A 19,260-nucleotide genomic window follows, 5' to 3' on the forward strand; every position below is an offset into this window, starting at 1 on the left:
ATTTATTTGAAAGGAAACTTTTAAGGTCACTCTTTGTGCCTGATAAAAAATGGCGAAAACAAGAAGAACCTCAATTGAGGTTCTTCTTGTGATATTTGTGGGACAGCAGTGACGCTAAGCACCTCTTTTTTAATTCTTTAATATTCAAGCTTCGCTTGGATTGGTCAACTCTGTCATTGGCCAGCGTGGCGTCGTCGTCACGGATAAACCATCATGCTGACCTGCTTTTAAGCGCTGATAACCGGCAAAAGCAATCATGGCGCCATTATCGGTACATAAAGCCGGTTCTGCATAATAGACCTGGGCTTTAATTTTGGCCAAATCTGCTTCCAGACGCTCACGTAAACGTTTATTGGCACTTACCCCGCCGGCAATGACCAGACGCTTTAACCCAGTTTGCTTTAAAGTTTTTACCGATTTTTTAACCAGTGTATCTACCAGTGCTTCCTGGAAAGATGCAGCGATATCCGCCTCACGGTTCTGGCCTTCAACTTTTTTCAACTGAATCGAAACAGCAGTTTTTAAACCGCTAAATGAAAAATCCAAACCTTGATGCAGCATCGGACGTGGAAAATCAAAAGCTGTGGCATCACCCTGCTCTGCAAGACGTGAAATATTCGGACCACCCGGATAAGGCAAGCCCATCATCTTCGCGACTTTATCAAAAGCTTCACCGGCAGCATCGTCGATCGATTCACCCAGCAATTCATACTGACCGATGCCGTGCGCTGCCATGAGCTGGGTATGCCCACCAGAGACCAATAAAGCGACAAACGGGAACTCCGGTGGAGTTTTAGACAACAAGGGCGCCAACATATGACCTTCCATATGGTGCACCCCAATGGCCGGTTTATTCAGCGCAAATGCCAGGGTACGCCCAAACAATGCACCGGTCATGAGTGCCCCCATCAAGCCGGGACCACGTGTATAGGCGACTGCATCAATGTCTGATTTTTTAATCTTGCTTTGTTCAAGTAACTGATTGATTAAAGGAATGAGCTTGCGCACATGATCACGTGAAGCCAGTTCCGGGACTACGCCGCCATATTCGGCATGCAGTTTAATCTGACTATATAACACCTGTCCTATTAAGCCGACTTCACTGTCATAGAGTGCTAACCCGGTTTCATCACAAGAAGTTTCCAAGCCCAGAACGATCATTAAACTGCCTTTTACCCGTATCTAAATATTGCTAAAGCTATTATAGACTTGTGATATGAGATGTAAATGAGTAAAATACTGTCCTTCACTTGTGATCTAAGGCAATCGTGCTATAGATCTTATCCATAACTTAATGAGGATTCTTCATGCCACAAGTTAAATTGAAAGAAGGCGAACCAGTAGACGTAGCTATCCGTCGTTTCAAACGTTCATGCGAAAAAGCAGGTGTTTTAGCTGACGTTCGTAAACGTGAATTCTACGAAAAACCAACTCAAGAACGTAAACGTAAAAAAGCTGCTGCTGTTAAACGTTACCAAAAGAAATTGGCTCGCGAATCAGTTCGTACTACTCGCCTTTACTAAGATTAATTTGTGATTGACTGCTTGGACTAAATAAATGACTACTTTAAAAAACCAAATTACTGAAGTTTTGAAAGCAACTATGCGTGCTAAAGAAATGGATAAGTTGACGGTTATTCGTAGTCTGCAGGCAGCAATTAAGCAAATCGAAGTCGATGAACGCAAAGAGCTTGACGACGCTCAAGTTCTTGCGGTCATTGAAAAACAAATTAAACAACGTAAAGAATCGGTTAAAGCCTTTGAAGGCGCTGGCCGAGATGATTTAGCTAGTAAAGAGCAAGCCGAAATTGAAGTGTTATCTCAATTTCTACCAGAAGCTATGACTGAGGAAGAGCTTGATTCTATCATTGCGCAGACAATTACTGCACAAGAAGCTACTAGCATGAAAGATATGGGTAAGGTGATGAATTCTCTGCGTCCGCTCATAGCCGGGCGCGCCGATCCTGCACAAGTTTCAGCTAAAATTAAAGCAAAACTGAGCTAATTCCCAACTCCAGAATCATTCTTTAGCGTTGAACTGCCTTTAAGCAAAGACAGTTCAAATATTTCCCCTAATCTCTCATAAACATTTCCGATTATTTCAGATCACACTGAATATTATATTTTCTCAAAATCAGCATTTCTTTTGATGACATCACTTTATTAATGACGTCTTGCCTAGTCATTTGTCTAAATTGACGATCCAAAGCTTCCCTGTTCTGATCTGCCGCCTGATATAACCGATCAATATAACTGCCCACTATTGCACAGTACTGTGTTTGTTGCTGTGGCGTAAAGCTCGTCTGTTGCGCATTTAGACTGCTAAAAAAGTTTCTGCTCTCCTGCTTGTACTGCTCAGAGATTTGATCCACTGCTGCGACATATTGCTCCACGCCTGCAAAAGCCGTATTTAACCCCACATACCCCAATACCAATAAAGCCAATAATATTTTTTTCATAAATCGATTCTGTTCATTATTTAAAATTCACAAGGCATAAAGATTATCACAGGCCTCATCATTTCAGCTGCAGATTTTATTCATCGATATGCAAAAAATCAGGTTTATATTGGATATAGGCTTGCTCGGAAGGTACAGGTAAATGCCCTTGCGTTACCGTTCCCAAACGTAAACGAATAATATCCGGCACATCGACCCGATATGAATAAATCGGACTACCGCATTCCTGACAAAAAACCCGGGCTTTATTCGGAGTATGGAAATATTCTTTTAAAAATTTAATACCGTGGGTAATCTCAAATTCTGATTTCTGTAATGGACTATTCCAGCCAAAGATGGAACCTTGAGCCATTTGACAATCCTTGCAGTAACAGATGATGGTTTTTTCAATTTCACCCTCATAACGATACTTTACTCTTCCACACAAGCATTGACCTTCTAGCATGCGTCACTCCTTATTTTTATTATCATTGCAGCATAATCATATCCGGCTAAATTCTGAGCTGTCGCTCTTTTTGCATTTCCTGAATCCGTGCTTTTAATTTTGCCGCCAGCATTTCATTATCTTTAATCAGGCGCTGGGCATGCAATAAGGATTTAATCGCATTTTCTTCCAATCCTGACCAGTATTCCACTTCTGCCCGGTAACGCAGCACATTCACCGTTCTAAACGGTGACTGCCGGTCTATATTGGCCGCTTGCTGCATCAGGCGCCAGGCCTGAATATCACGCGGATTTTTATTGATAAAGCGCTGAATCAGGCTGAATGCCAGTACAGGCTCTTTTTGACGGATATAGACTTCTGCCAGCTTAAAAGCCAAAGCCCGGTTTTCCGGCATGATCCGTGCTGCCGATTGAACGGCCTGATAGGCTTGCTCGGTTTTATTTTGTCCCAAATAAATATCGGTCTGAATTAAAACCAATAAGTTATTTAAACGCTGCTGTGCTTTCGCCTGATTCAAAACCTGCTGTGCCAGAACATAATCGCCCTGTTTTAAATAAAATGCGGATAAAACCAGCTGGCCGGCAAAATTATTTCGATTTGCCAAAACCTGGAGTTGCTGTTCCGTCGCCTGATTTGAAATGACCCGGCTATACCATTTCAGGATTTCAAAATCTTCATCATGTAAATTTGATTTTATACGGGGAAATTGATTGGCCCTTAAACGTGCCTCACTCATCCGCTCGGTGCTGAGTGGATGGGTGAGCCAGAAATCAGGCAGAAAACTGACTTTACTGGTTGCCCGGTCCATCACTTCAAAAAAATCCGCCATACTTTGCGGATTATAGCCTGCGCTATACATATACTGCATGCCAATCCGGTCCGCTTCACGCTCCTGATTACGGCTATAGTTCAGCTGTTTATCCATCATCGCTGCCTGAGAACCCAACATCACTGCAGTTCCGGCATCGCCATCCGCTTGAGAAGCAATCAGCGCACCGACCAGCAATCCCGCCAAGGTTAACAGGCCCTGCCCCTTAAAAGCTTCCTGTGAACGACTGTAATGACGTTGTGACACATGCGCCACTTCATGCGCCATCACTCCAGCGACTTCATCCATATTTCGGGCAGATATCACCATTCCCGTGTTGATGGCAAATAACCCACCCGGAACAGCAAAAGCATTGATTTGCGGATCATTGATAATCACCAGACCTATGGGCTGACCCAGCTGGGTCTGGCTTAAAATATGTGAAAATACACTCCCCAACTGATCTTCCAGCCATGGATTCTGCAAAACGGGCATTTGATGCTGTACTTCACGAAAGACTTTTTCACCAATCATTCTTTCTTTTTGCTGGTCAATCAGACCAACCCCACTGCCAATTTCAGGAACATTCAATTGCGGCGTTGAATTGAAATTTGCACTGTGCGTTAATGCCATGGCTGAAATCAAAGTGATGTTGCAAGCCCATAAAAACCGTTTCAATGTGATGTACTCAAACTGCTTTTTTTCAATTTATCCGAATATAACATTGAAAATTGGAGCAATTTGCAATGAAGTGTTATCAAATTTTAAGAAAAGGCAGGATTCACCAAATAAGGAGGTGTACGTCCTTCCAGGGCCTCAACCAGGTTACGATAAGCCAGTTCAGCCATTTTTTTACGCGTTTCCGCAGTCGCAGAACCCACATGCGGCATAGTCACCACATTTTCCAGAGCAAAAAGTTCTGATGCCTGTAAAGGTTCTTTGGCATAGACATCCAGTCCGGCAGCAAAAATTTTACCTGCTTTGAGCGTATCAATCATTGCCTGCTCATCCACCACGGAACCACGGGCAATATTGACAAAAACTGCATGTGGCTGCATTTGATCGAACTCGTGCTGCCCAATCAGAGCTTGGGATTCTGCATTTAAATCCACAGCGACCACCACAAAATCAGACTGTTTCAACAACTCATTCAAGGCACAGTAGCGGGCGTTTAAGGGCTGTGCCAGTTCCAGTTTTTCACGGCGGTTATGGTAAAGAATGTTCATGTTAAAACCATAAAAACCACGCCGTGCAATCGCAGCGCCGATATTGCCCAAACCGATGATGCCGAGCGTTTTACCAAAAATATCCTGCCCGAATTGTGCCGTCCCCACAGTGCGTTGCCAATTGCCCTGCTTGGTCCATTGATCCAGGGCGGGAACTTTACGTGCTGCGCTCATCAGCAAACTAAAAGCTAAATCGGCCGTGGTTTCGGTTAATACATGCGGGGTATTGGATAACCAGATTTTTTGCTGGTTTAAATAGGCCAGATCATAATTGTCATAACCCACACTGACACTGGAAATAATTTTAAGCTGTTGTGCTGTCGCCAGATTATCCGCATTAAGTAAACGCCCTGCACCAATCATGCCATCGGCATCTTTCACCTGTTCACGTATCTGTTCATTCACATCACCCTGTTTCGGGTTGATGATGACCACCTGATATTGTTGTTGTAATCGCTGAAGGATATCCCGATCTAACTGGCTAAAAACTACGACTTTCTTGTTCATGTTCCATCCGTGTTGTGAGGCGATTTTTGCATAAACTGCCACAGGCGTTTTTTTAACAGGGGCTGATCCAGCATTTCCTGCAAACCCGCCAGATTGATGCTTTTTGAATGTTTAAAATAAGCACATTGTCCGAGAAAAATAATGTTTTTATCTGCACTGATTGCGTCTAAAAAGCCTTGCACATAACTTTCTGCGCCATGACCATCCTGAAAGCTCATTAAAGGAAATGGCCACTGCAATTCATAATATTCAGCCAGCACCGCATGCTGGATATTATTCCAAAGCTGCTGCTGCTCGGCGGTGATTTCGGTTGCATCGACCACAATGACACAATGTGGCAAACTCAAGGCCTGCAATTGAAATGCTGCTATTTGTAGTGCTGCACGCTCTGCAATCACTTCAGCAACAAATTCAGCTTTTTCTACACTTGCTGTAACTGGAGCATTCAACGGCTCGACATGTTCAAATGCTTGATTTTGATTTTCTTGAAGCTCTAATGGCAATACAGCTGGCGTTTTTTCCAGCACAATTTCAGTCTGATATTCAGCTGCAGCCTGATCTCGCCACAGCGATGAAGATGGCATTTTTTGACATGCAACATCCCGGGGAATCCAGATATCGATCCCCAATGTTGCCAATATGTCACGCTGATGCCCGATCATCTTTCTTCATCACCAATTGAATACTGGGTATTCTAACGAGATTACTGATTTTTTGCTGTGCTTTTATTGAATCATCACCCATTTTATCGCAGCTTGTTCAGACAATCATTAAACTGTTTTTCTTCTGCATCAACTCGACAATTTCATCGGTTTCAAAACCAAAACGCCAATACAGCAGCTGCAGAACATCAAGCTCGTCCTGGGTAATAATGCGGTCATTCCACAAACATAACTCAGCAACCCCTAAAATACTTAAACGGTCACGAAGCAGCAAACCCGCAATATCATTTAATATTTCTGCCAGATCAATTGGCTCATCCGAAATTTCGGCATACATTTCCAGTTCCTGTACCGTCAATACCCGGTGGAGAATTTTTTTCCGCACATCGAGCTGATTCTGGCTATTAATCTGTTGTACATGCAACAAGGCATCTATCAGGCGTACGATCTGCGGCTTGACATCTTCCAGTGAAGTCGGGGTATGCAATGGCAGCAGATTTAATTCAAATTTCACACACTCCAGCAATAAAGCATCCAGCAGACCAATTTCCCCATCTTCCTGAATAATTCGCGCCAGTTTCATTAAAAACTGGCGTGCAATGGTCGCAGGCATCGTGCCGATATTTTTACAGGCTTCGTAAAAGATGGAGATATGTACCCGACCATCCAGATGCAGCAATGAATCGACAATGGCACGACTGACTTCTGCCTCGGCAGGAATAAATTCACGGTATTGGCGAATCATTAAAATCGCCACCATCACCTCGCGTGAACCGGTTGCAGTCTGCAATGCCCGTTGGATCAGTTCAGGACGTTGCATGTTGTCGCGAATTTCTGGCTTTAGGGGCTTGATGGCATCATTAATCGCAAAACTGATTGGTGATAAACGCAGCAATGGCAACGGCTGTGGTGAACTCCACGGCGTATAGACTTCACTGTTCAGCTCATCAAGCGAACGAAACAGACTGAATAGTGGCTGATTACGCAATTTTTTTAAATTTTCAAGCTGCAAATCCTGCACCAGACCAGGGTTCAATTCATAAATACGCTGTTCGATGCTGGGATGAATATTCATCCAGTTTTGTGGACTTAAAGAGTTAGCAAAACACATATGCGAAATGGATTCGGCATATTCACTGTGAATTTGCGAACCTGAATGATGGACATAAATTCTGAGTAAAGTTTGCACATTGGCATCGTTTTGAATCAGGCGCCTGGTTTTCTGGTCATTTTTAAAGGTCCGGCTACCCAGCGAAATATATTTAATCAGACGGGTAATCAACACCCCCAGGCTTCCAATCAGCCAGATTATTCCTCCCAGGGCCACGAAAGAAGTGGCAAATTTATGTGTATGTGCCTGACCATGCTTGGTAAAACCCAGTTTGGCAATTTTACTGCCCCACTGGCTCAAAGTGCTCAGACTACTGTAGAGAATTTTTAAGCGGGTGTTTTCAGCGGTTTCACCAGACAGAATTTTATTAAACTCATGACTGAGCAAACCATAAAGTTCCAATTCATCCAGATTCTGTAAAGCGCCCCAAGTCAAAATAATCACAATATCGCGCGGATAAAACCCTGCGGTCAGCGCATTCACGCCAACTTCATCGGGAAGCACATAGATTGCCGGTGCCTCAATTAAAAAAGTATCCGCCAGTTGTTCAGTAATTTTAAGGGCAATGCTTTCTTCAGGAATACTTTCGATAAGACTTAAGCGGCGAGCCCCCATCTGTTTTGCCAGTGAGTGTCCGCCTGAACGAAAGACATAAAACTCATACAATACAGAAATAGCCATTACGCTCAGCAAAAGCACAATCAGATAAGGGCTCAGTACATGCCAGAAGATGGATTGAGTCTGGTCAAAATAGAAAACGTTCAATCCGACAATAGTATTTAAAATAAATAACGAAAGCAGCACCGCAAGCAGACAAATACTTGCAGACCAAACCATATTTTTATTTTTTATGAACAAATAACCCGCACTTTTCAATGTAAATTTCCTGTATTACATTGTATTTATTCACACATCATAAATTAAAAAAGCGGGAATTTCCCGCTTTTCATGGTATGCCAGAAGAATTTATTCTTCTTTCACACCAGTCAAGTCTACTGATGCTGCATCAATATTGACATCAATATAACCATCTTGAGCCTTTTTAGCAGAGTCGTTACGCTTGCTTTCCAGTTCATCCAGATAAGCTTCATCGATACCGCCCGCTACATACACACCATCAAACACCGAACAGTCAAATTCCTGTAATGCCGGTACCTTGTTAGTACGAACTGCACCTTTTAGATCTTCCAGATCCTGGAAAATCAAACGGTCTGCACCAATAATTTCACGGATTTCCTCAACACTGCGGTTCGATGCAATCAGTTCCGCTTTTGCTGGCATATCAATACCGTACACGTTTGGATATTTCACCATCGGTGCAGCCGAAGCAAAGAATACTTTTTTCGCACCCGAATCGCGAGCCATTTGAATGATTTCGTTACAGGTGGTACCACGTACAATCGAGTCATCTACCAGTAAAACGTTTTTGCCTTTGAACTCCAGTTCAACCGGGTTGAGCTTTTGACGTACTGATTTCTCGCGTTGTTTCTGGCCAGGCATAATGAAGGTACGCCCGATATAACGGTTTTTCACAAAGCCTTCACGGAATTTAACACCCAAAGTATTTGCAAGCTCTAAAGCTGAAGTACGTGAAGTATCTGGAATTGGAATCACCACGTCGATGTCGTGCTCATCTCCCCATTCACGGATGATTTTGCTGGCAAGCTTTTCACCCATTTTTAAACGTGCTTTATACACTGAAATGCCGTCAATAATGGCATCCGGACGCGCAAAATACACATATTCAAAGATACAAGGACGATATTCAGGATTAACCGCACATTGCTTGCTAAACAACTCGCCCTTCGAAGTAATGAAAATGGCTTCGCCTGGCTCGATATCACGCTCAACCTTAAAGCCTAGAGCGGTAATCGCCACAGACTCGGAAGCAATGATATATTCAGTGCCGTTTTCAGTTTCACGCGAACCATAAATCAGTGGACGAATACCATTTGGATCACGGAAACCCACCAGACCATGTCCGGTAATCATGGCAACCACACCATAAGCACCTTTGCAGCGCTCGTGTACACGTGACACCGCATTAAAGATATCTTCCGGTGTTGGATTCAATTTGCCACTTTTCTGCATTTCATGGGCAAAAACGTTCAACAATACTTCAGAATCCGAATCGGTATTCATATGACGAAGATCTGTTTTAAACAAATCTTCATGAATTTCTTCAGCATTGGTCAAGTTACCGTTATGCGCCAAGGTAATCCCGTAAGGCGAGTTCACGTAAAATGGCTGTGCCTCTGCACTGCTTGAAGAACCCGCTGTCGGATAACGCACATGACCAATACCGTAATTGCCTAGCAGGGCACGCATGTGACGCGTATGGAAGACATCTCGCACCATACCGTTGTCTTTACGCAGGAATAGCCGCCCGTTATGACAGGTTACTATTCCGGCTGCATCCTGACCACGATGCTGTAACATCGTCAATGCATCAAACAACATTTGGTTAACGGGTGACTTACCAGCTATACCAACTACTCCACACATAGCAACCTCGCAAACAAGCTAGGATTAATAAAAAGGATTATTTGTTGATTCGCCTGTACGCACTGCATGTTTCTGCGTTTTTTCAGACGATGTGTCGGAAGATGACGCTGCATCTTCAGACTTGATATGAGAAAGTGCCCCTTGCGCCGCTTCTTTAGAGAGTTCAGTCGCCCAGGGTGCATACGGAATAAGGAGTTGTACAAATTTAGACTGTTTCCAGTGCGGAGAACTTTCCACCCAGGGGCCCAGGCCCTGCATGGTGATGAGTACAATCAATAAACCTTTTAAAGAGCCAAAAGCGCCACCCGCCAAACGGTTTAACGGGCCGAGTTTCAGGCTTTTTAATATCTTGTTGAGTAAGGCAGTAATAATCCAGGTTAAAACCACCATCAGCAATACAATAAATGCAAAAGCTGCTATTTTTTGTACTACCGGATCTCCACTGAGTGAGACCATCGAAGGTGCCAGGATGGTTGCGTATTTTGCACCGACTATGAGTGCAAAAACCCATCCTACCAAGTTCGCAAAGGCTGAAACCAATCCTTGTCGCAAACCGTTGAGCCCTCCAATGAGCAAAATAATCAGTATGAAGATATCCAGCGTATTCATGGCGTGTTTAAAGCATCAATACAGTCTTTAATCAGGGCTGGACCTGTATATATGAGGCCACTATAAATTTGTACAAGGCTGGCACCTGCCTGCTGTTTCGCAGCGGCCTGTTCGCCAGACAAAATCCCGCCTACCCCGATCAATGGAATCTGACCTTGTAATACTTTAGCAAAAGCGGCAAGACAAGCGGTACTTTTTTCAAATACCGGAGCGCCAGACAAGCCACCCGCTTCATTGCCATATTTCAGGTTTTCTACCCCTTCACGAGACAAGGTGGTATTGGTCACAATCAAACCATCAATCTTAAACTGGATTAACTGTTTGGCAATGAACTGAATATCTTCCTGAGTCAGATCCGGTGCAACTTTCAGCACCAGAGGCACATAATGCTGATGCTCTTCCGCCAGTTCAAGCTGACGCTTTTTCAAGGTTTGCAGCAACTCGGTCAAGGCATCGCCGCTTTGCAGGCTGCGCAAATTTTTGGTATTCGGCGATGAAATATTAACCGTGATATAGGAAGCGTAGTTATAAACTTTTTCCAGGCAAATCCGATAATCATCAACGGCATTTTCAACGGGAGTATCGGCATTTTTACCAATATTAATGCCCAAAATGCCCTTGAATTTTGCTGCCTTGACATTTTCAATCAGCTTGTCTACACCGTCATTATTAAAGCCCATACGGTTAATAATGGCCTTGGCTTCAGGCAAGCGGAATAAACGGGGATGCGGATTGCCCGATTGGGGACGTGGTGTAATGGTTCCAATTTCAATAAAACCAAATCCCAGTCCAGCCAGGGCATCAATATAAGCGCCATTTTTGTCTAAACCGGCTGCCAAACCTACCGGATTGGGAAATTCAATTCCCATACAGGTCACAGGTTTGGACGCTACGTTTTGACGCATCATGCCCATGCGATGAGCTGATTTCAATAACGATAGTGTGAGCTCATGTGCACGCTCCGGTGCTAAAGAAAACAACAAAGGGCGGGCAAGAGAATACAACATATCTATAAAAGTCTACTGCTTTTTAAGTCGCCATATTATAGGCATAGCCCGGAGAAAACACCATGCTTAGCAGATCTTTATTTTTACCCTTTATTGCACTGTCGCTGTTAATTTAATCTGTCCTGCCTCGGAGATTAATTCTATTTTCTCAAGACTTAGACCCATCTGCGCCAATTGGGTTAAAAAATTTGCCAAAATGGCGTAATTTTCATGTGCCGCAACAATCTGGATTTGCTCGCCTGTTTGCTGGGATGCCACAGACAATCCCTGCTGCTGGGCAACGCGCTGGACTTTATCTGCCGCACTTAACTGCACATCATCTGCAGCTTTCATGGTCACTGCATTGCTTTGCATCCACACGATCATGTCTTTAAAGTCATTGACCCGATTCTGCTGTTTATTCGCAGCGGCATGCATATACCAAAGGGCTGAACCAATAGCCGCAACCAGCACAAAAATCGTGGTAAAGATCACCAGATAACGTTCACGTTGCGACAGCTGATCCAGATAATCCGTGACTCGCTCAATGAATTGGTCAATCGAGTTTTGCAGTTTTTCTGATGTATTCATTATTGTATTTTCACCAATCCAATTGCACCTGCACCATTGGGCTGAATATTGCCTAATTCTGCCTTAAAGCCTTGCTGATTGAGCTGCTGGGTCAAGTTTTGCAAAGCAGTAGCAGAGTTGGCTTTCAATTCCATATTTAAAATAGAAGCATCATAATTGATCCGATTAGCCACAATCTGATTTTGCATCAGTACCGGACCAATCCGGCTCAGTAACTGTAAAGCTTGAGTGTTGGCACTTTTATTCAAGCGTACATGACTTTCAAACTGGCTTTTTAAATTCTGCTCGGTCACACGGCTGCTCTGACCAAACCAGTACTTATACTGATCAATGGCTTGTAATGCAGTCTGGTCTGCCACCTTTTTATATTTATACCAGCGTGTTGCGTCATAGCCAAACTGGACCACAACAGCAGCAACCAAGACAGCAGCACAGGCTTTCCAATAGCCCGATATACCCTGACTGTTTTTAGCTTTAGGCAGAATATTAAAAGGATGATGTTGTGCTTTTTTTAATACCGGTACTTCATAATGAAAAGATTCAATCTGTTCATACGTCACCATGGCTTCAAGGCTTTGCATTTGTTCAGCAGTAAAGTTGCTGATTTTATAAGATTGCCCGAGAGGCTGATAATCTAAAAAAAGTGCCAGATCATCTACCGAATTGCCCATAAATTCGCTTTCACGTACCAGCAAGCGTCCTGACAGATTCGCAATGATGGTTTTTCCCACCTCTGGAACCGGTAAAATAAGAAAATCCGGTAATAAGGAAACGACCTTAACCGGGATTAAGTTCAAGGCATGTTGTAAGGTTTCAACGGTGCTATTGGCCACACCTAAAATGATCAATTGATCTGGATGTTGAAAATGATGCAATATTTTCATTGAATCGATGGGTAAAACCACAAATTCTTCTAATAAATATTTCACCCCATCCGCACCCAATTTCTTGTATTGGAGCCTGGATAGACTTTGTTGCAGCATTTGTACATCGCGACTGGGAAAAAATACAATCGCTTCCTGTCCATGATAGCCTTGAATATCTTGAATTAATTGTTCAAGACTAGAGGCCTGAGACCAGCTCTCTCCAGTCGACCATTGCCAAACCCCATTGGCTTCAGGCATCCATAAATACAACATTAATGTTTTTCTGCCGTTTTAATTAATATTTTATGCGTTTGGAATAAAACTTTTTAACTGTGTTGATAGCCCAGTTGCAATCACTGCCTGTTCATATATCCGCGCTTCAGCCAGAGCATACGGATGAAAAGGTTCTGCTGTCAACAATGCTGCAATATGCGCCACCACATTCATATGACACACCACCACAATAGACTCATAAGGAAGCTGAGACAGCCAGTCCACTGCCAATTTTGCGTCATCATCCGGCTTAATCTTATTGCATACCAGCACGGGTACATCACGAAAATAATGTTGCAAATGTGCCAGGGTTTCCTGCGCACGCAATAAAGGACTCACCACAAAGGCATCAGGCCGGATGATATCCTTTAAATATTCTGCGGTGAGTTGGGCCTGCGTATGTCCACGCTCGGTCAAAGGACGCTTGTCATCATTGCCATGCACCGCAGGAGCGGCTTCACCATGACGAACTAAGGTAAGTTGCATAAAAAATTCCTTATTTTCAAATATGCAGCCATTATAACCAAGCTTTATGAACGCAATAAGATGATTTAAAAATTACACTTCATTATGAGGTAAAACAAATTCTACATCACTGCGGTGGCCATTTTTCATCAGTGAAAGTGCAATGCTTAAAGGTGGCGCACCTTCAAAAATCACATCATATAAAGCACTGGTAATTGGCATATACACACCTAATTCTTCCGAACGGCTGCGCACCTGCACAATGGTATTGATCCCTTCCGCAGTTTGACCCAATTCTTGAGTGGCCTGTTCCAGGGTCTTACCTGAACCCAAGGCAAAACCCACCTGATAGTTACGGCTGAGCGGACTATTACAGGTAGCAAACAAGTCACCTACGCCAGACAATCCCAGGAATGTCAGCGGGTTTGCACCCAGTTTCACTGCAAAACGGCTCATTTCTGCCAGTGCGCGGGTCAGAATCATGCTCTTGGTGTTTTCACCCACCTTATAAGCAGCAGCCATACCCATGGCAACCGCATAGATATTTTTTAATGCCCCGCCCAGTTCCACACCATGCACATCATCGCTACCAAAAACCCGGAACAATGCACTATGCAGCGCTTGCTGTACGGCATAACGTACCAGCTCTGACTGGCTGGCAATGACCGTTCCTGCAGGTTGCCCGGCCATAATCTCCTTGGCCAGATTCGGTCCTGAAAGCACACCATAGGGAACCTGAGGCAATTCTTCGCGAATAATATCGCTCATAAAATGAAAGGTTTTCGCCTCAATGCCTTTGGTTAGGGAAATCACGGCCTGCGAGCTGATAAAAGGCTTGATTTGTTTCAGTACATCGCGAAAAGAATGGCTAGGAATAGCCACCAGAATAATGTCACGATTACAAACAGCCGTTTCTAAATCCGACACCGCCTTTAAACCCGGCTCCAAAACAAAATCGGGTAAATAGCGTTTATTGATATGGGTCTGATTAATTTCTGCTGCTGCTGCCTCATCACGAATCCAGATCATGGTGTCACAACCGTTGCGTACAGCAGTATTGGCCATTGCCGTACCAAAACTGCCACCACCCAACACGGTCACACGCAAGGCCGTTTTTTGATCAATTGCAATCGGTTCAACAAGATCTGAAAATTTCAACTCTGACATTATTTTTATATCTCAACTCATGATTCAATACAGTTACTTATTCCAATAACTGACATAGTTTTGTGTATCCACTGCTGTACGCGCTGGAATCGCTTTCGCTGCGGTTCCAATATAAATAATTCCAGAAATTAAATCATCTTCTGACAGCCCCAAGATTCGCTTAAACAATGGCGACTCAACCACTGCCCCGCTACGCCACATGGTTGAAAAGCCCTGCACTTGCAAAGACAACAAGAAGTTTTCAATTGCTGCGCCTGAACTTAAGGTCTGTTCAAAATTAGGCACTTTCGGATGGGGCTGAAATTGGGTTAAGGCCAAAACCAGTAATGGTGCACGAAATGGATGATTTTTTACCCGATCCAATTGAACAGGATCAGTTTCACCTAAATCCGCCAAAGCTCTGGAAAGCAACTCCCCAAAAGCTTCACGCTGATCACTCGGAATAACAACAAAACGGGTGGGCTTTAACCGATGATGGTCCGGCGCAGTCAAAGCCGCCTGAAAGGCTTTCTCCAGTTGCTCTGCATTCGGAGCAGGCTCAACCAAATGCCCAATCGACTGACGCTGATGAATATTCTGATGAACCGTATCTACCGCTGAATCCGTCATTGACTTTGATATCTGTTTACTAAAATATTTCACCAAGATTAGCATAATCTTGTTCCGTTACTCTAGAGCGTTAAGTGAATGTCTACTCCACAATGGCCGACTGAACTAAGCTTCAGTCACAGAGAGTTCATATAAAGCTGCATATTTCATACAAGCCCTTCAAAAATCATTCAAAAAATCATGTTCAAATAGCTTAAATTCTCTTTAAAACAATCCAGGGGAAAAAGATGAAACACGTCTTTGCACTCGCTTCAACAGTTGCCGTTGCTCTCGCCTTAACTGCCTGTGCATCCAATCCGACCACATCTTTAGCGATTCAAAAAGAAAATAATCAATATGAAGTGACGGGAATTGGTAAAAGCAGTTTAATTTCTAAAAATAACGCGATTACTGCAGCAAATAATGCCTGTGGTAAAAAAGCCACCCCTGTCATCGTGAATGAAAAAACTGAATACAACGGTGCCTTAAAAGGGGTAGTCGATGAGCAAACCGGACAAATGATTCAGGCTGCAACCACTGTCCTTGGTACCTTGGCTGGCAAAAGTGGCAGTCTGGCACGCGATGAAGACTATCAAACCGTACTGACCTTCACTTGTCGAGCCAACTAAATATTCAAAGAATGGTCTATTTCATCTTATTCATTGAATAAAGCTGTCTAAAGCCCAAACAAAAAAGCCGCTTATTGAAGCGGCTTTTTCTACTCTTTAATGCGGCAATAAATTTCTTAAAACTAGCAATACCCTTCCAGACGGGTCAAAGGCAATTTCTGGCCAATCGCTTTTTCAATTTCTGGAAGATAGAACGCATCATCTTCAGACAGGAAACTGATACTCACCCCACGCGTTCCCGCACGACCGGTACGGCCTATACGATGCACATAGTCATCCGACTGTTCAGGCAAGGTAAAGTTGATGACATGGGAAACACCATCCACATGAATACCACGACCTGCAACATCGGTTGCGATCATAATATTATGCTGACCGTTCTTAAACTGATCCAGCATTTTCAGGCGCTTGTCTTGTGCAATTTCACCTGAAAGCATTACCACCTTATAACCATCTTTTTTCAGATGATCATAAAGCTTGCGTACCTGGTCACGACGGTTGGCAAAAATCATGACTTTTTCAATCGGCTCATCACGCAGGATTTCTTGCAACAACTTATATTTATCTGTTTTGGCAACCATATACACGCGCTGTTCTACATCGGCATTGGTTTTCTTTTCCGGCTCAATTTCCACAGTCACCGGTTCGAACAACCACTGTTGCGCCAGGTTCAACACATCATAGCTAAAGGTGGCAGAGAACATTAAGGTTTGACGTTGTTCTTTACGTGGAGAAAAACGCACAATACGTTTTACCGATGGAATGAAGCCCATATCCAGCAAACGGTCTGCTTCATCAATCACAAAAAATTCAATCTGGTCCAGCCAGACTTCTTTTTGTTCTACAAAGTCGATTAAACGACCTGGTGTCGCCACAATAATATCGACAAAATTTTTATCCAGCTGGGCTTTCTGCTTATCAAAATCTACCCCACCCAGCAAAGTCACCAGATGCAGGTCGGTAAATTTGGTCAGCTCTTTGGCATCACTTTCAATCTGTAAAGCCAGCTCACGTGTAGGCGCAAGAATCAGCGCACGCGGCTCGCCACGAAAGCGTTGTTCTTTAATCGGATTATTCAGCAAATCATTAATGACACTGACCAGGAAAGCCGCTGTTTTTCCTGTACCGGTTTGTGCACGGCCAATGGCATCATGTCCAGCCAAAGTGAATTTTAAAACCTTTTCCTGAATAGGTGTCATTTCTTTGAAACCTAAAGCATCAATCGCCTGTTTCAGTTTCGGATGTAAATTTAAGGTTTCAAAACCAGATGACATATAAAGGTGCTCTAACTTAATGATCAGGAAAAATAGGAATCTATTATAAACAAAAACGCCCCAAATTACATTGGGGCGTTCTCATGAATAATCAGGCGATTAGTCTAAAGGTTGTACTTCTTCCGCTTGGAAGCCTTTTTGACCTTTAACTACGCTGAATTCAACACGTTGACCATCACGAAGTGAACGGTGGCCGTCACCTTGGATAGCGCGGAAATGAACGAATACGTCGTCGCCGCCGTTACGTTGAATAAAGCCGAAGCCTTTAGTGTCGTTGAACCATTTAACTACGCCTTGTTCACGAGCTGTCATAAGTTAATCCTCATTGTATTTAATTAAAGGACCACCCGGTGTTGCAAACAGCAGAGTAAACAAGGTTTAAAAATAATTATTATTTCTAAGCTTGTAATCATTCTGTATTACTATTAACAAAATCCCGGTTACATCCATTGCGATATTCATTTTAAGACAGCTGAAATAGCGTCATTAATTTTGAATACGCAACGAGCTTAACACGGGTTTATGACAATTCATACTGTTTTTTTTGATTAATCTTCTTTTTGATTCCGCTTCTTTTTTACTAATTATTTCCTTATTTTAGATAAGTACTTTTATGTTGAAGTTATATAATTTTATTGGGCTTTGGCACCAAATTTGCTAAGATTTAACTAAATTGAATTAGATATTGAATGTGATGAATGATCTGGCCAATTCAGCAGTAATCATTGATGCGATAGGCAAGCCTTGTCCCATGCCCTTATTGATGCTTAAACGAGCAATCAAGAATAATTCTGGCGGCATTTTTTTACTCAAGTCTTCAGATCCGCATAGTCAGCAAGATGTAACGCGTTATTGTTCGATGCATCAAATGAACTGCAATATGACCAAAATTTCTGATTTTGAGTATCACTACTTAATTGAATCTTAATTATTTTCAATTAAACTAGAACATTTCAAATGTGCATAAAAAATTACATTTCTCTACCCAAATTTCCTAATTTCAAGGAAATATTGGATTAAGATAAATTTATTAAGATGGTTATGTCATCCAACTCTCAAGGAGAACACATGAGTGACAGCAGCAATCAATTGATGCCCCTGTCATTATCGGCACCAGGGGTAAATCTCGGTGCTTATATTAGTACTGTCAATCAGATTCCTATTTTAACGGCTGAACAAGAAAAAGAGTTGGCCGAACGCTACTTTTACGACCAAGATTTAGATGCTGCGAAAATGCTCGTGATGTCTCATTTACGTTTTGTGGTGCATATTGCCCGCAGTTATGCCGGTTATGGTTTGCCGCAAGGCGACCTGATTCAGGAAGGCAACCTCGGCTTAATGAAAGCCGTGAAACGCTTCGACCCGAATATGGGCGTGCGCTTGGTGTCATTTGCCGTACACTGGATTAAAGCAGAAATTCATGAATACGTGATTCGTAACTGGCGTATTGTTAAAATTGCCACCACGAAAGCCCAACGTAAATTATTCTTTAATTTACGCAGCTTAAAAAAGTCCAGTAAAAAACTTACTCTGGACGAAGCACAATCCATTGCCAATGACTTGAATGTCACGCCTGAACAGGTGCTGGAAATGGAAGGCCGCCTGACTGCCTATGATGCTGCTTTTGAAGCACAAGGTGATGATGACGATGAAGGTTCAACCCACGTCGCTCCAGCCTTGTATCTGGAAGATAACCGCTATGATCCGGCACGTTTGGCTGAAGAAGAAGATTACGAAGAACAAAGTACTTCTGCCCTGCATGATGCGATGGATCAACTGGATGACCGTTCACGCAATATTTTACAGCGTCGCTGGCTGGATGATGAAAAATCGACACTGCATGAGCTGGCTGCAGAATATAACGTGTCTGCCGAGCGTATTCGCCAGCTTGAAAAAAATGCCATGGAAAAAATTAAAGTGGCCATGTCATCCAACTAAATGGTCAAATACATGTAGGGTATTTTGAAAAAAGGGCTGAGTGCCACTACTGTCCCACAGTTTACTTTAAATAAAAAAACCTGAGTCTAAATAGTTAAAATATGAGTGCAAACAAACACTTTAACTATAAAGGACTCAGGTTTTGTCACATC

At 43.0% G+C, this 19,260-nt stretch carries 22 protein-coding genes; 5 read left to right on the plus strand and 17 right to left on the minus strand.

Annotated elements, in window-relative coordinates; all coding sequences use genetic code 11:
* Positions 1-144: 144 nt before the first annotated feature.
* Positions 145-1,161: a tRNA (adenosine(37)-N6)-threonylcarbamoyltransferase complex transferase subunit TsaD gene (gene tsaD / locus ACPUEY_RS12630; RefSeq protein WP_092818432.1), complete on the minus strand. Its 1,017-nt coding sequence runs from the start codon at positions 1,159-1,161 to the stop codon at positions 145-147.
* 146 nt (positions 1,162-1,307) lie between these two features.
* Between tsaD and rpsU the strand changes: the two genes are divergently transcribed.
* Together rpsU and ACPUEY_RS12640 are read left to right on the plus strand one after the other, a co-directional pair.
* Complete coding sequence (gene rpsU / locus ACPUEY_RS12635) at positions 1,308-1,523, plus strand: 30S ribosomal protein S21 (RefSeq protein ID WP_001136722.1); 216 nt, start codon at positions 1,308-1,310, stop codon at positions 1,521-1,523.
* A 34-nt stretch (positions 1,524-1,557) separates the two neighbouring features.
* Positions 1,558-2,004 carry a GatB/YqeY domain-containing protein gene (locus ACPUEY_RS12640; RefSeq protein WP_092818433.1) on the plus strand — a complete coding sequence of 149 codons (447 nt, stop codon included), beginning with the start codon at positions 1,558-1,560 and terminating at the stop codon, positions 2,002-2,004.
* A 91-nt stretch (positions 2,005-2,095) separates the two neighbouring features.
* Here the strand turns inward: ACPUEY_RS12640 and ACPUEY_RS12645 are convergent, their stop codons facing one another.
* From ACPUEY_RS12645 to ACPUEY_RS12710, 14 genes are all read right to left on the minus strand, one after another.
* Positions 2,096-2,458, minus strand: coding sequence for a hypothetical protein (locus ACPUEY_RS12645; protein ID WP_092818434.1), 363 nt, complete (start codon positions 2,456-2,458; stop codon positions 2,096-2,098).
* A gap of 76 nt (positions 2,459-2,534) precedes the next feature.
* Positions 2,535-2,903 carry a GFA family protein gene (locus ACPUEY_RS12650; protein WP_092818435.1) on the minus strand — a complete coding sequence of 123 codons (369 nt, stop codon included), beginning with the start codon at positions 2,901-2,903 and terminating at the stop codon, positions 2,535-2,537.
* A 46-nt stretch (positions 2,904-2,949) separates the two neighbouring features.
* Positions 2,950-4,389: a M48 family metalloprotease gene (locus tag ACPUEY_RS12655; RefSeq protein WP_131272743.1), complete on the minus strand. Its 1,440-nt coding sequence runs from the start codon at positions 4,387-4,389 to the stop codon at positions 2,950-2,952.
* An 86-nt stretch (positions 4,390-4,475) separates the two neighbouring features.
* Positions 4,476-5,444: a 2-hydroxyacid dehydrogenase gene (locus ACPUEY_RS12660; protein WP_131272742.1), complete on the minus strand. Its 969-nt coding sequence runs from the start codon at positions 5,442-5,444 to the stop codon at positions 4,476-4,478.
* Positions 5,441-6,106, minus strand: a complete 666-nt coding sequence (locus tag ACPUEY_RS12665; RefSeq protein ID WP_425122298.1) for a hypothetical protein — start codon at positions 6,104-6,106, stop codon at positions 5,441-5,443. The genes ACPUEY_RS12660 and ACPUEY_RS12665 overlap by 4 nt, the downstream gene beginning before the upstream one ends.
* A 97-nt stretch (positions 6,107-6,203) precedes the next feature.
* Positions 6,204-8,054: a M48 family metalloprotease gene (locus ACPUEY_RS12670; protein WP_131272740.1), complete on the minus strand. Its 1,851-nt coding sequence runs from the start codon at positions 8,052-8,054 to the stop codon at positions 6,204-6,206.
* A gap of 129 nt (positions 8,055-8,183) precedes the next feature.
* On the minus strand, positions 8,184-9,722 hold the full coding sequence (purF, locus tag ACPUEY_RS12675) for an amidophosphoribosyltransferase (protein ID WP_425122299.1): 1,539 nt from the start codon (positions 9,720-9,722) through the stop codon (positions 8,184-8,186).
* A 24-nt stretch (positions 9,723-9,746) separates the two neighbouring features.
* Positions 9,747-10,331, minus strand: coding sequence for a CvpA family protein (locus ACPUEY_RS12680; protein ID WP_092818440.1), 585 nt, complete (start codon positions 10,329-10,331; stop codon positions 9,747-9,749).
* Positions 10,328-11,338 carry a quinone-dependent dihydroorotate dehydrogenase gene (locus tag ACPUEY_RS12685; protein ID WP_425122300.1) on the minus strand — a complete coding sequence of 337 codons (1,011 nt, stop codon included), beginning with the start codon at positions 11,336-11,338 and terminating at the stop codon, positions 10,328-10,330. Before ACPUEY_RS12685 ends, ACPUEY_RS12680 begins: the two co-directional genes overlap by 4 nt.
* A gap of 90 nt (positions 11,339-11,428) precedes the next feature.
* Positions 11,429-11,908: a type II secretion system protein GspM gene (gene gspM / locus ACPUEY_RS12690; protein ID WP_092818442.1), complete on the minus strand. Its 480-nt coding sequence runs from the start codon at positions 11,906-11,908 to the stop codon at positions 11,429-11,431.
* Positions 11,908-13,047: a type II secretion system protein GspL gene (gene gspL / locus ACPUEY_RS12695; RefSeq protein ID WP_425122301.1), complete on the minus strand. Its 1,140-nt coding sequence runs from the start codon at positions 13,045-13,047 to the stop codon at positions 11,908-11,910. Before gspL ends, gspM begins: the two co-directional genes overlap by 1 nt.
* A gap of 30 nt (positions 13,048-13,077) precedes the next feature.
* On the minus strand, positions 13,078-13,533 hold the full coding sequence (sixA, locus tag ACPUEY_RS12700) for a phosphohistidine phosphatase SixA (RefSeq protein ID WP_092818444.1): 456 nt from the start codon (positions 13,531-13,533) through the stop codon (positions 13,078-13,080).
* A 72-nt stretch (positions 13,534-13,605) separates the two neighbouring features.
* Positions 13,606-14,679 carry an NAD(P)H-dependent glycerol-3-phosphate dehydrogenase gene (locus ACPUEY_RS12705; RefSeq protein WP_425122302.1) on the minus strand — a complete coding sequence of 358 codons (1,074 nt, stop codon included), beginning with the start codon at positions 14,677-14,679 and terminating at the stop codon, positions 13,606-13,608.
* A 33-nt stretch (positions 14,680-14,712) separates the two neighbouring features.
* A complete protein-coding gene (locus ACPUEY_RS12710) occupies positions 14,713-15,288 on the minus strand; it encodes a nitroreductase family protein (RefSeq protein WP_092818446.1) in 576 nt (191 codons plus the stop codon).
* A 227-nt stretch (positions 15,289-15,515) separates the two neighbouring features.
* Between ACPUEY_RS12710 and ACPUEY_RS12715 the strand changes: the two genes are divergently transcribed.
* Positions 15,516-15,896: a hypothetical protein gene (locus tag ACPUEY_RS12715; protein WP_092818447.1), complete on the plus strand. Its 381-nt coding sequence runs from the start codon at positions 15,516-15,518 to the stop codon at positions 15,894-15,896.
* A gap of 122 nt (positions 15,897-16,018) precedes the next feature.
* On the opposite strand, the gene rhlB is transcribed toward ACPUEY_RS12715, so the two are convergent.
* Positions 16,019-17,170 (minus strand): ATP-dependent RNA helicase RhlB, encoded by a 1,152-nt coding sequence (rhlB, locus tag ACPUEY_RS12720; protein ID WP_425122303.1) that lies wholly within the window; start codon positions 17,168-17,170, stop codon positions 16,019-16,021.
* Between the two features lie 99 nt (positions 17,171-17,269).
* Positions 17,270-17,482, minus strand: a complete 213-nt coding sequence (locus ACPUEY_RS12725; protein WP_004648643.1) for a cold-shock protein — start codon at positions 17,480-17,482, stop codon at positions 17,270-17,272.
* 382 nt (positions 17,483-17,864) lie between these two features.
* Here ACPUEY_RS12725 and ACPUEY_RS12730 point away from each other — a divergent pair, with 382 nt between their 5' ends.
* A complete protein-coding gene (locus ACPUEY_RS12730) occupies positions 17,865-18,098 on the plus strand; it encodes a sulfurtransferase TusA family protein (RefSeq protein WP_425122304.1) in 234 nt (77 codons plus the stop codon).
* Positions 18,099-18,238: 140 nt separating this feature from the next.
* On the plus strand, positions 18,239-19,108 hold the full coding sequence (rpoH, locus tag ACPUEY_RS12735) for an RNA polymerase sigma factor RpoH (RefSeq protein WP_092818450.1): 870 nt from the start codon (positions 18,239-18,241) through the stop codon (positions 19,106-19,108).
* Positions 19,109-19,260 lie beyond the last annotated feature (152 nt).

Origin of the sequence: Acinetobacter sp. G11, assembly GCF_049808495.1 — a bacterium.
Taxonomy (GTDB): Bacteria; Pseudomonadota; Gammaproteobacteria; order Pseudomonadales; family Moraxellaceae; genus Acinetobacter; species Acinetobacter kookii.

What these genes read in the sequence shown, in the direction of transcription:
- ACPUEY_RS12650 (WP_092818435.1), bottom strand. Translation starts at nt 2,903, where the DNA reads ATGCTAGAAGGTCAATGCTTGTGTGGAAGAGTAAAGTATCGTTATGAG.
- ACPUEY_RS12645 (WP_092818434.1), bottom strand. Translation starts at nt 2,458, where the DNA reads ATGAAAAAAATATTATTGGCTTTATTGGTATTGGGGTATGTGGGGTTA.
- ACPUEY_RS12660 (WP_131272742.1), bottom strand. Translation starts at nt 5,444, where the DNA reads ATGAACAAGAAAGTCGTAGTTTTTAGCCAGTTAGATCGGGATATCCTT.
- gspL (WP_425122301.1), bottom strand. Translation starts at nt 13,047, where the DNA reads ATGTTGTATTTATGGATGCCTGAAGCCAATGGGGTTTGGCAATGGTCG.
- ACPUEY_RS12710 (WP_092818446.1), bottom strand. Translation starts at nt 15,288, where the DNA reads ATGACGGATTCAGCGGTAGATACGGTTCATCAGAATATTCATCAGCGT.
- ACPUEY_RS12665 (WP_425122298.1), bottom strand. Translation starts at nt 6,106, where the DNA reads ATGATCGGGCATCAGCGTGACATATTGGCAACATTGGGGATCGATATC.
- ACPUEY_RS12725 (WP_004648643.1), bottom strand. Translation starts at nt 17,482, where the DNA reads ATGACAGCTCGTGAACAAGGCGTAGTTAAATGGTTCAACGACACTAAA.
- purF (WP_425122299.1), bottom strand. Translation starts at nt 9,722, where the DNA reads ATGTGTGGAGTAGTTGGTATAGCTGGTAAGTCACCCGTTAACCAAATG.
- ACPUEY_RS12715 (WP_092818447.1), top strand. Translation starts at nt 15,516, where the DNA reads ATGAAACACGTCTTTGCACTCGCTTCAACAGTTGCCGTTGCTCTCGCC.
- rpoH (WP_092818450.1), top strand. Translation starts at nt 18,239, where the DNA reads ATGAGTGACAGCAGCAATCAATTGATGCCCCTGTCATTATCGGCACCA.
- ACPUEY_RS12705 (WP_425122302.1), bottom strand. Translation starts at nt 14,679, where the DNA reads ATGTCAGAGTTGAAATTTTCAGATCTTGTTGAACCGATTGCAATTGAT.
- gspM (WP_092818442.1), bottom strand. Translation starts at nt 11,908, where the DNA reads ATGAATACATCAGAAAAACTGCAAAACTCGATTGACCAATTCATTGAG.
- rhlB (WP_425122303.1), bottom strand. Translation starts at nt 17,170, where the DNA reads ATGTCATCTGGTTTTGAAACCTTAAATTTACATCCGAAACTGAAACAG.
- ACPUEY_RS12640 (WP_092818433.1), top strand. Translation starts at nt 1,558, where the DNA reads ATGACTACTTTAAAAAACCAAATTACTGAAGTTTTGAAAGCAACTATG.
- rpsU (WP_001136722.1), top strand. Translation starts at nt 1,308, where the DNA reads ATGCCACAAGTTAAATTGAAAGAAGGCGAACCAGTAGACGTAGCTATC.
- tsaD (WP_092818432.1), bottom strand. Translation starts at nt 1,161, where the DNA reads ATGATCGTTCTGGGCTTGGAAACTTCTTGTGATGAAACCGGGTTAGCA.
- ACPUEY_RS12670 (WP_131272740.1), bottom strand. Translation starts at nt 8,054, where the DNA reads ATGGTTTGGTCTGCAAGTATTTGTCTGCTTGCGGTGCTGCTTTCGTTA.
- ACPUEY_RS12685 (WP_425122300.1), bottom strand. Translation starts at nt 11,338, where the DNA reads ATGTTGTATTCTCTTGCCCGCCCTTTGTTGTTTTCTTTAGCACCGGAG.
- ACPUEY_RS12680 (WP_092818440.1), bottom strand. Translation starts at nt 10,331, where the DNA reads ATGAATACGCTGGATATCTTCATACTGATTATTTTGCTCATTGGAGGG.
- sixA (WP_092818444.1), bottom strand. Translation starts at nt 13,533, where the DNA reads ATGCAACTTACCTTAGTTCGTCATGGTGAAGCCGCTCCTGCGGTGCAT.
- ACPUEY_RS12730 (WP_425122304.1), top strand. Translation starts at nt 17,865, where the DNA reads ATGAATGATCTGGCCAATTCAGCAGTAATCATTGATGCGATAGGCAAG.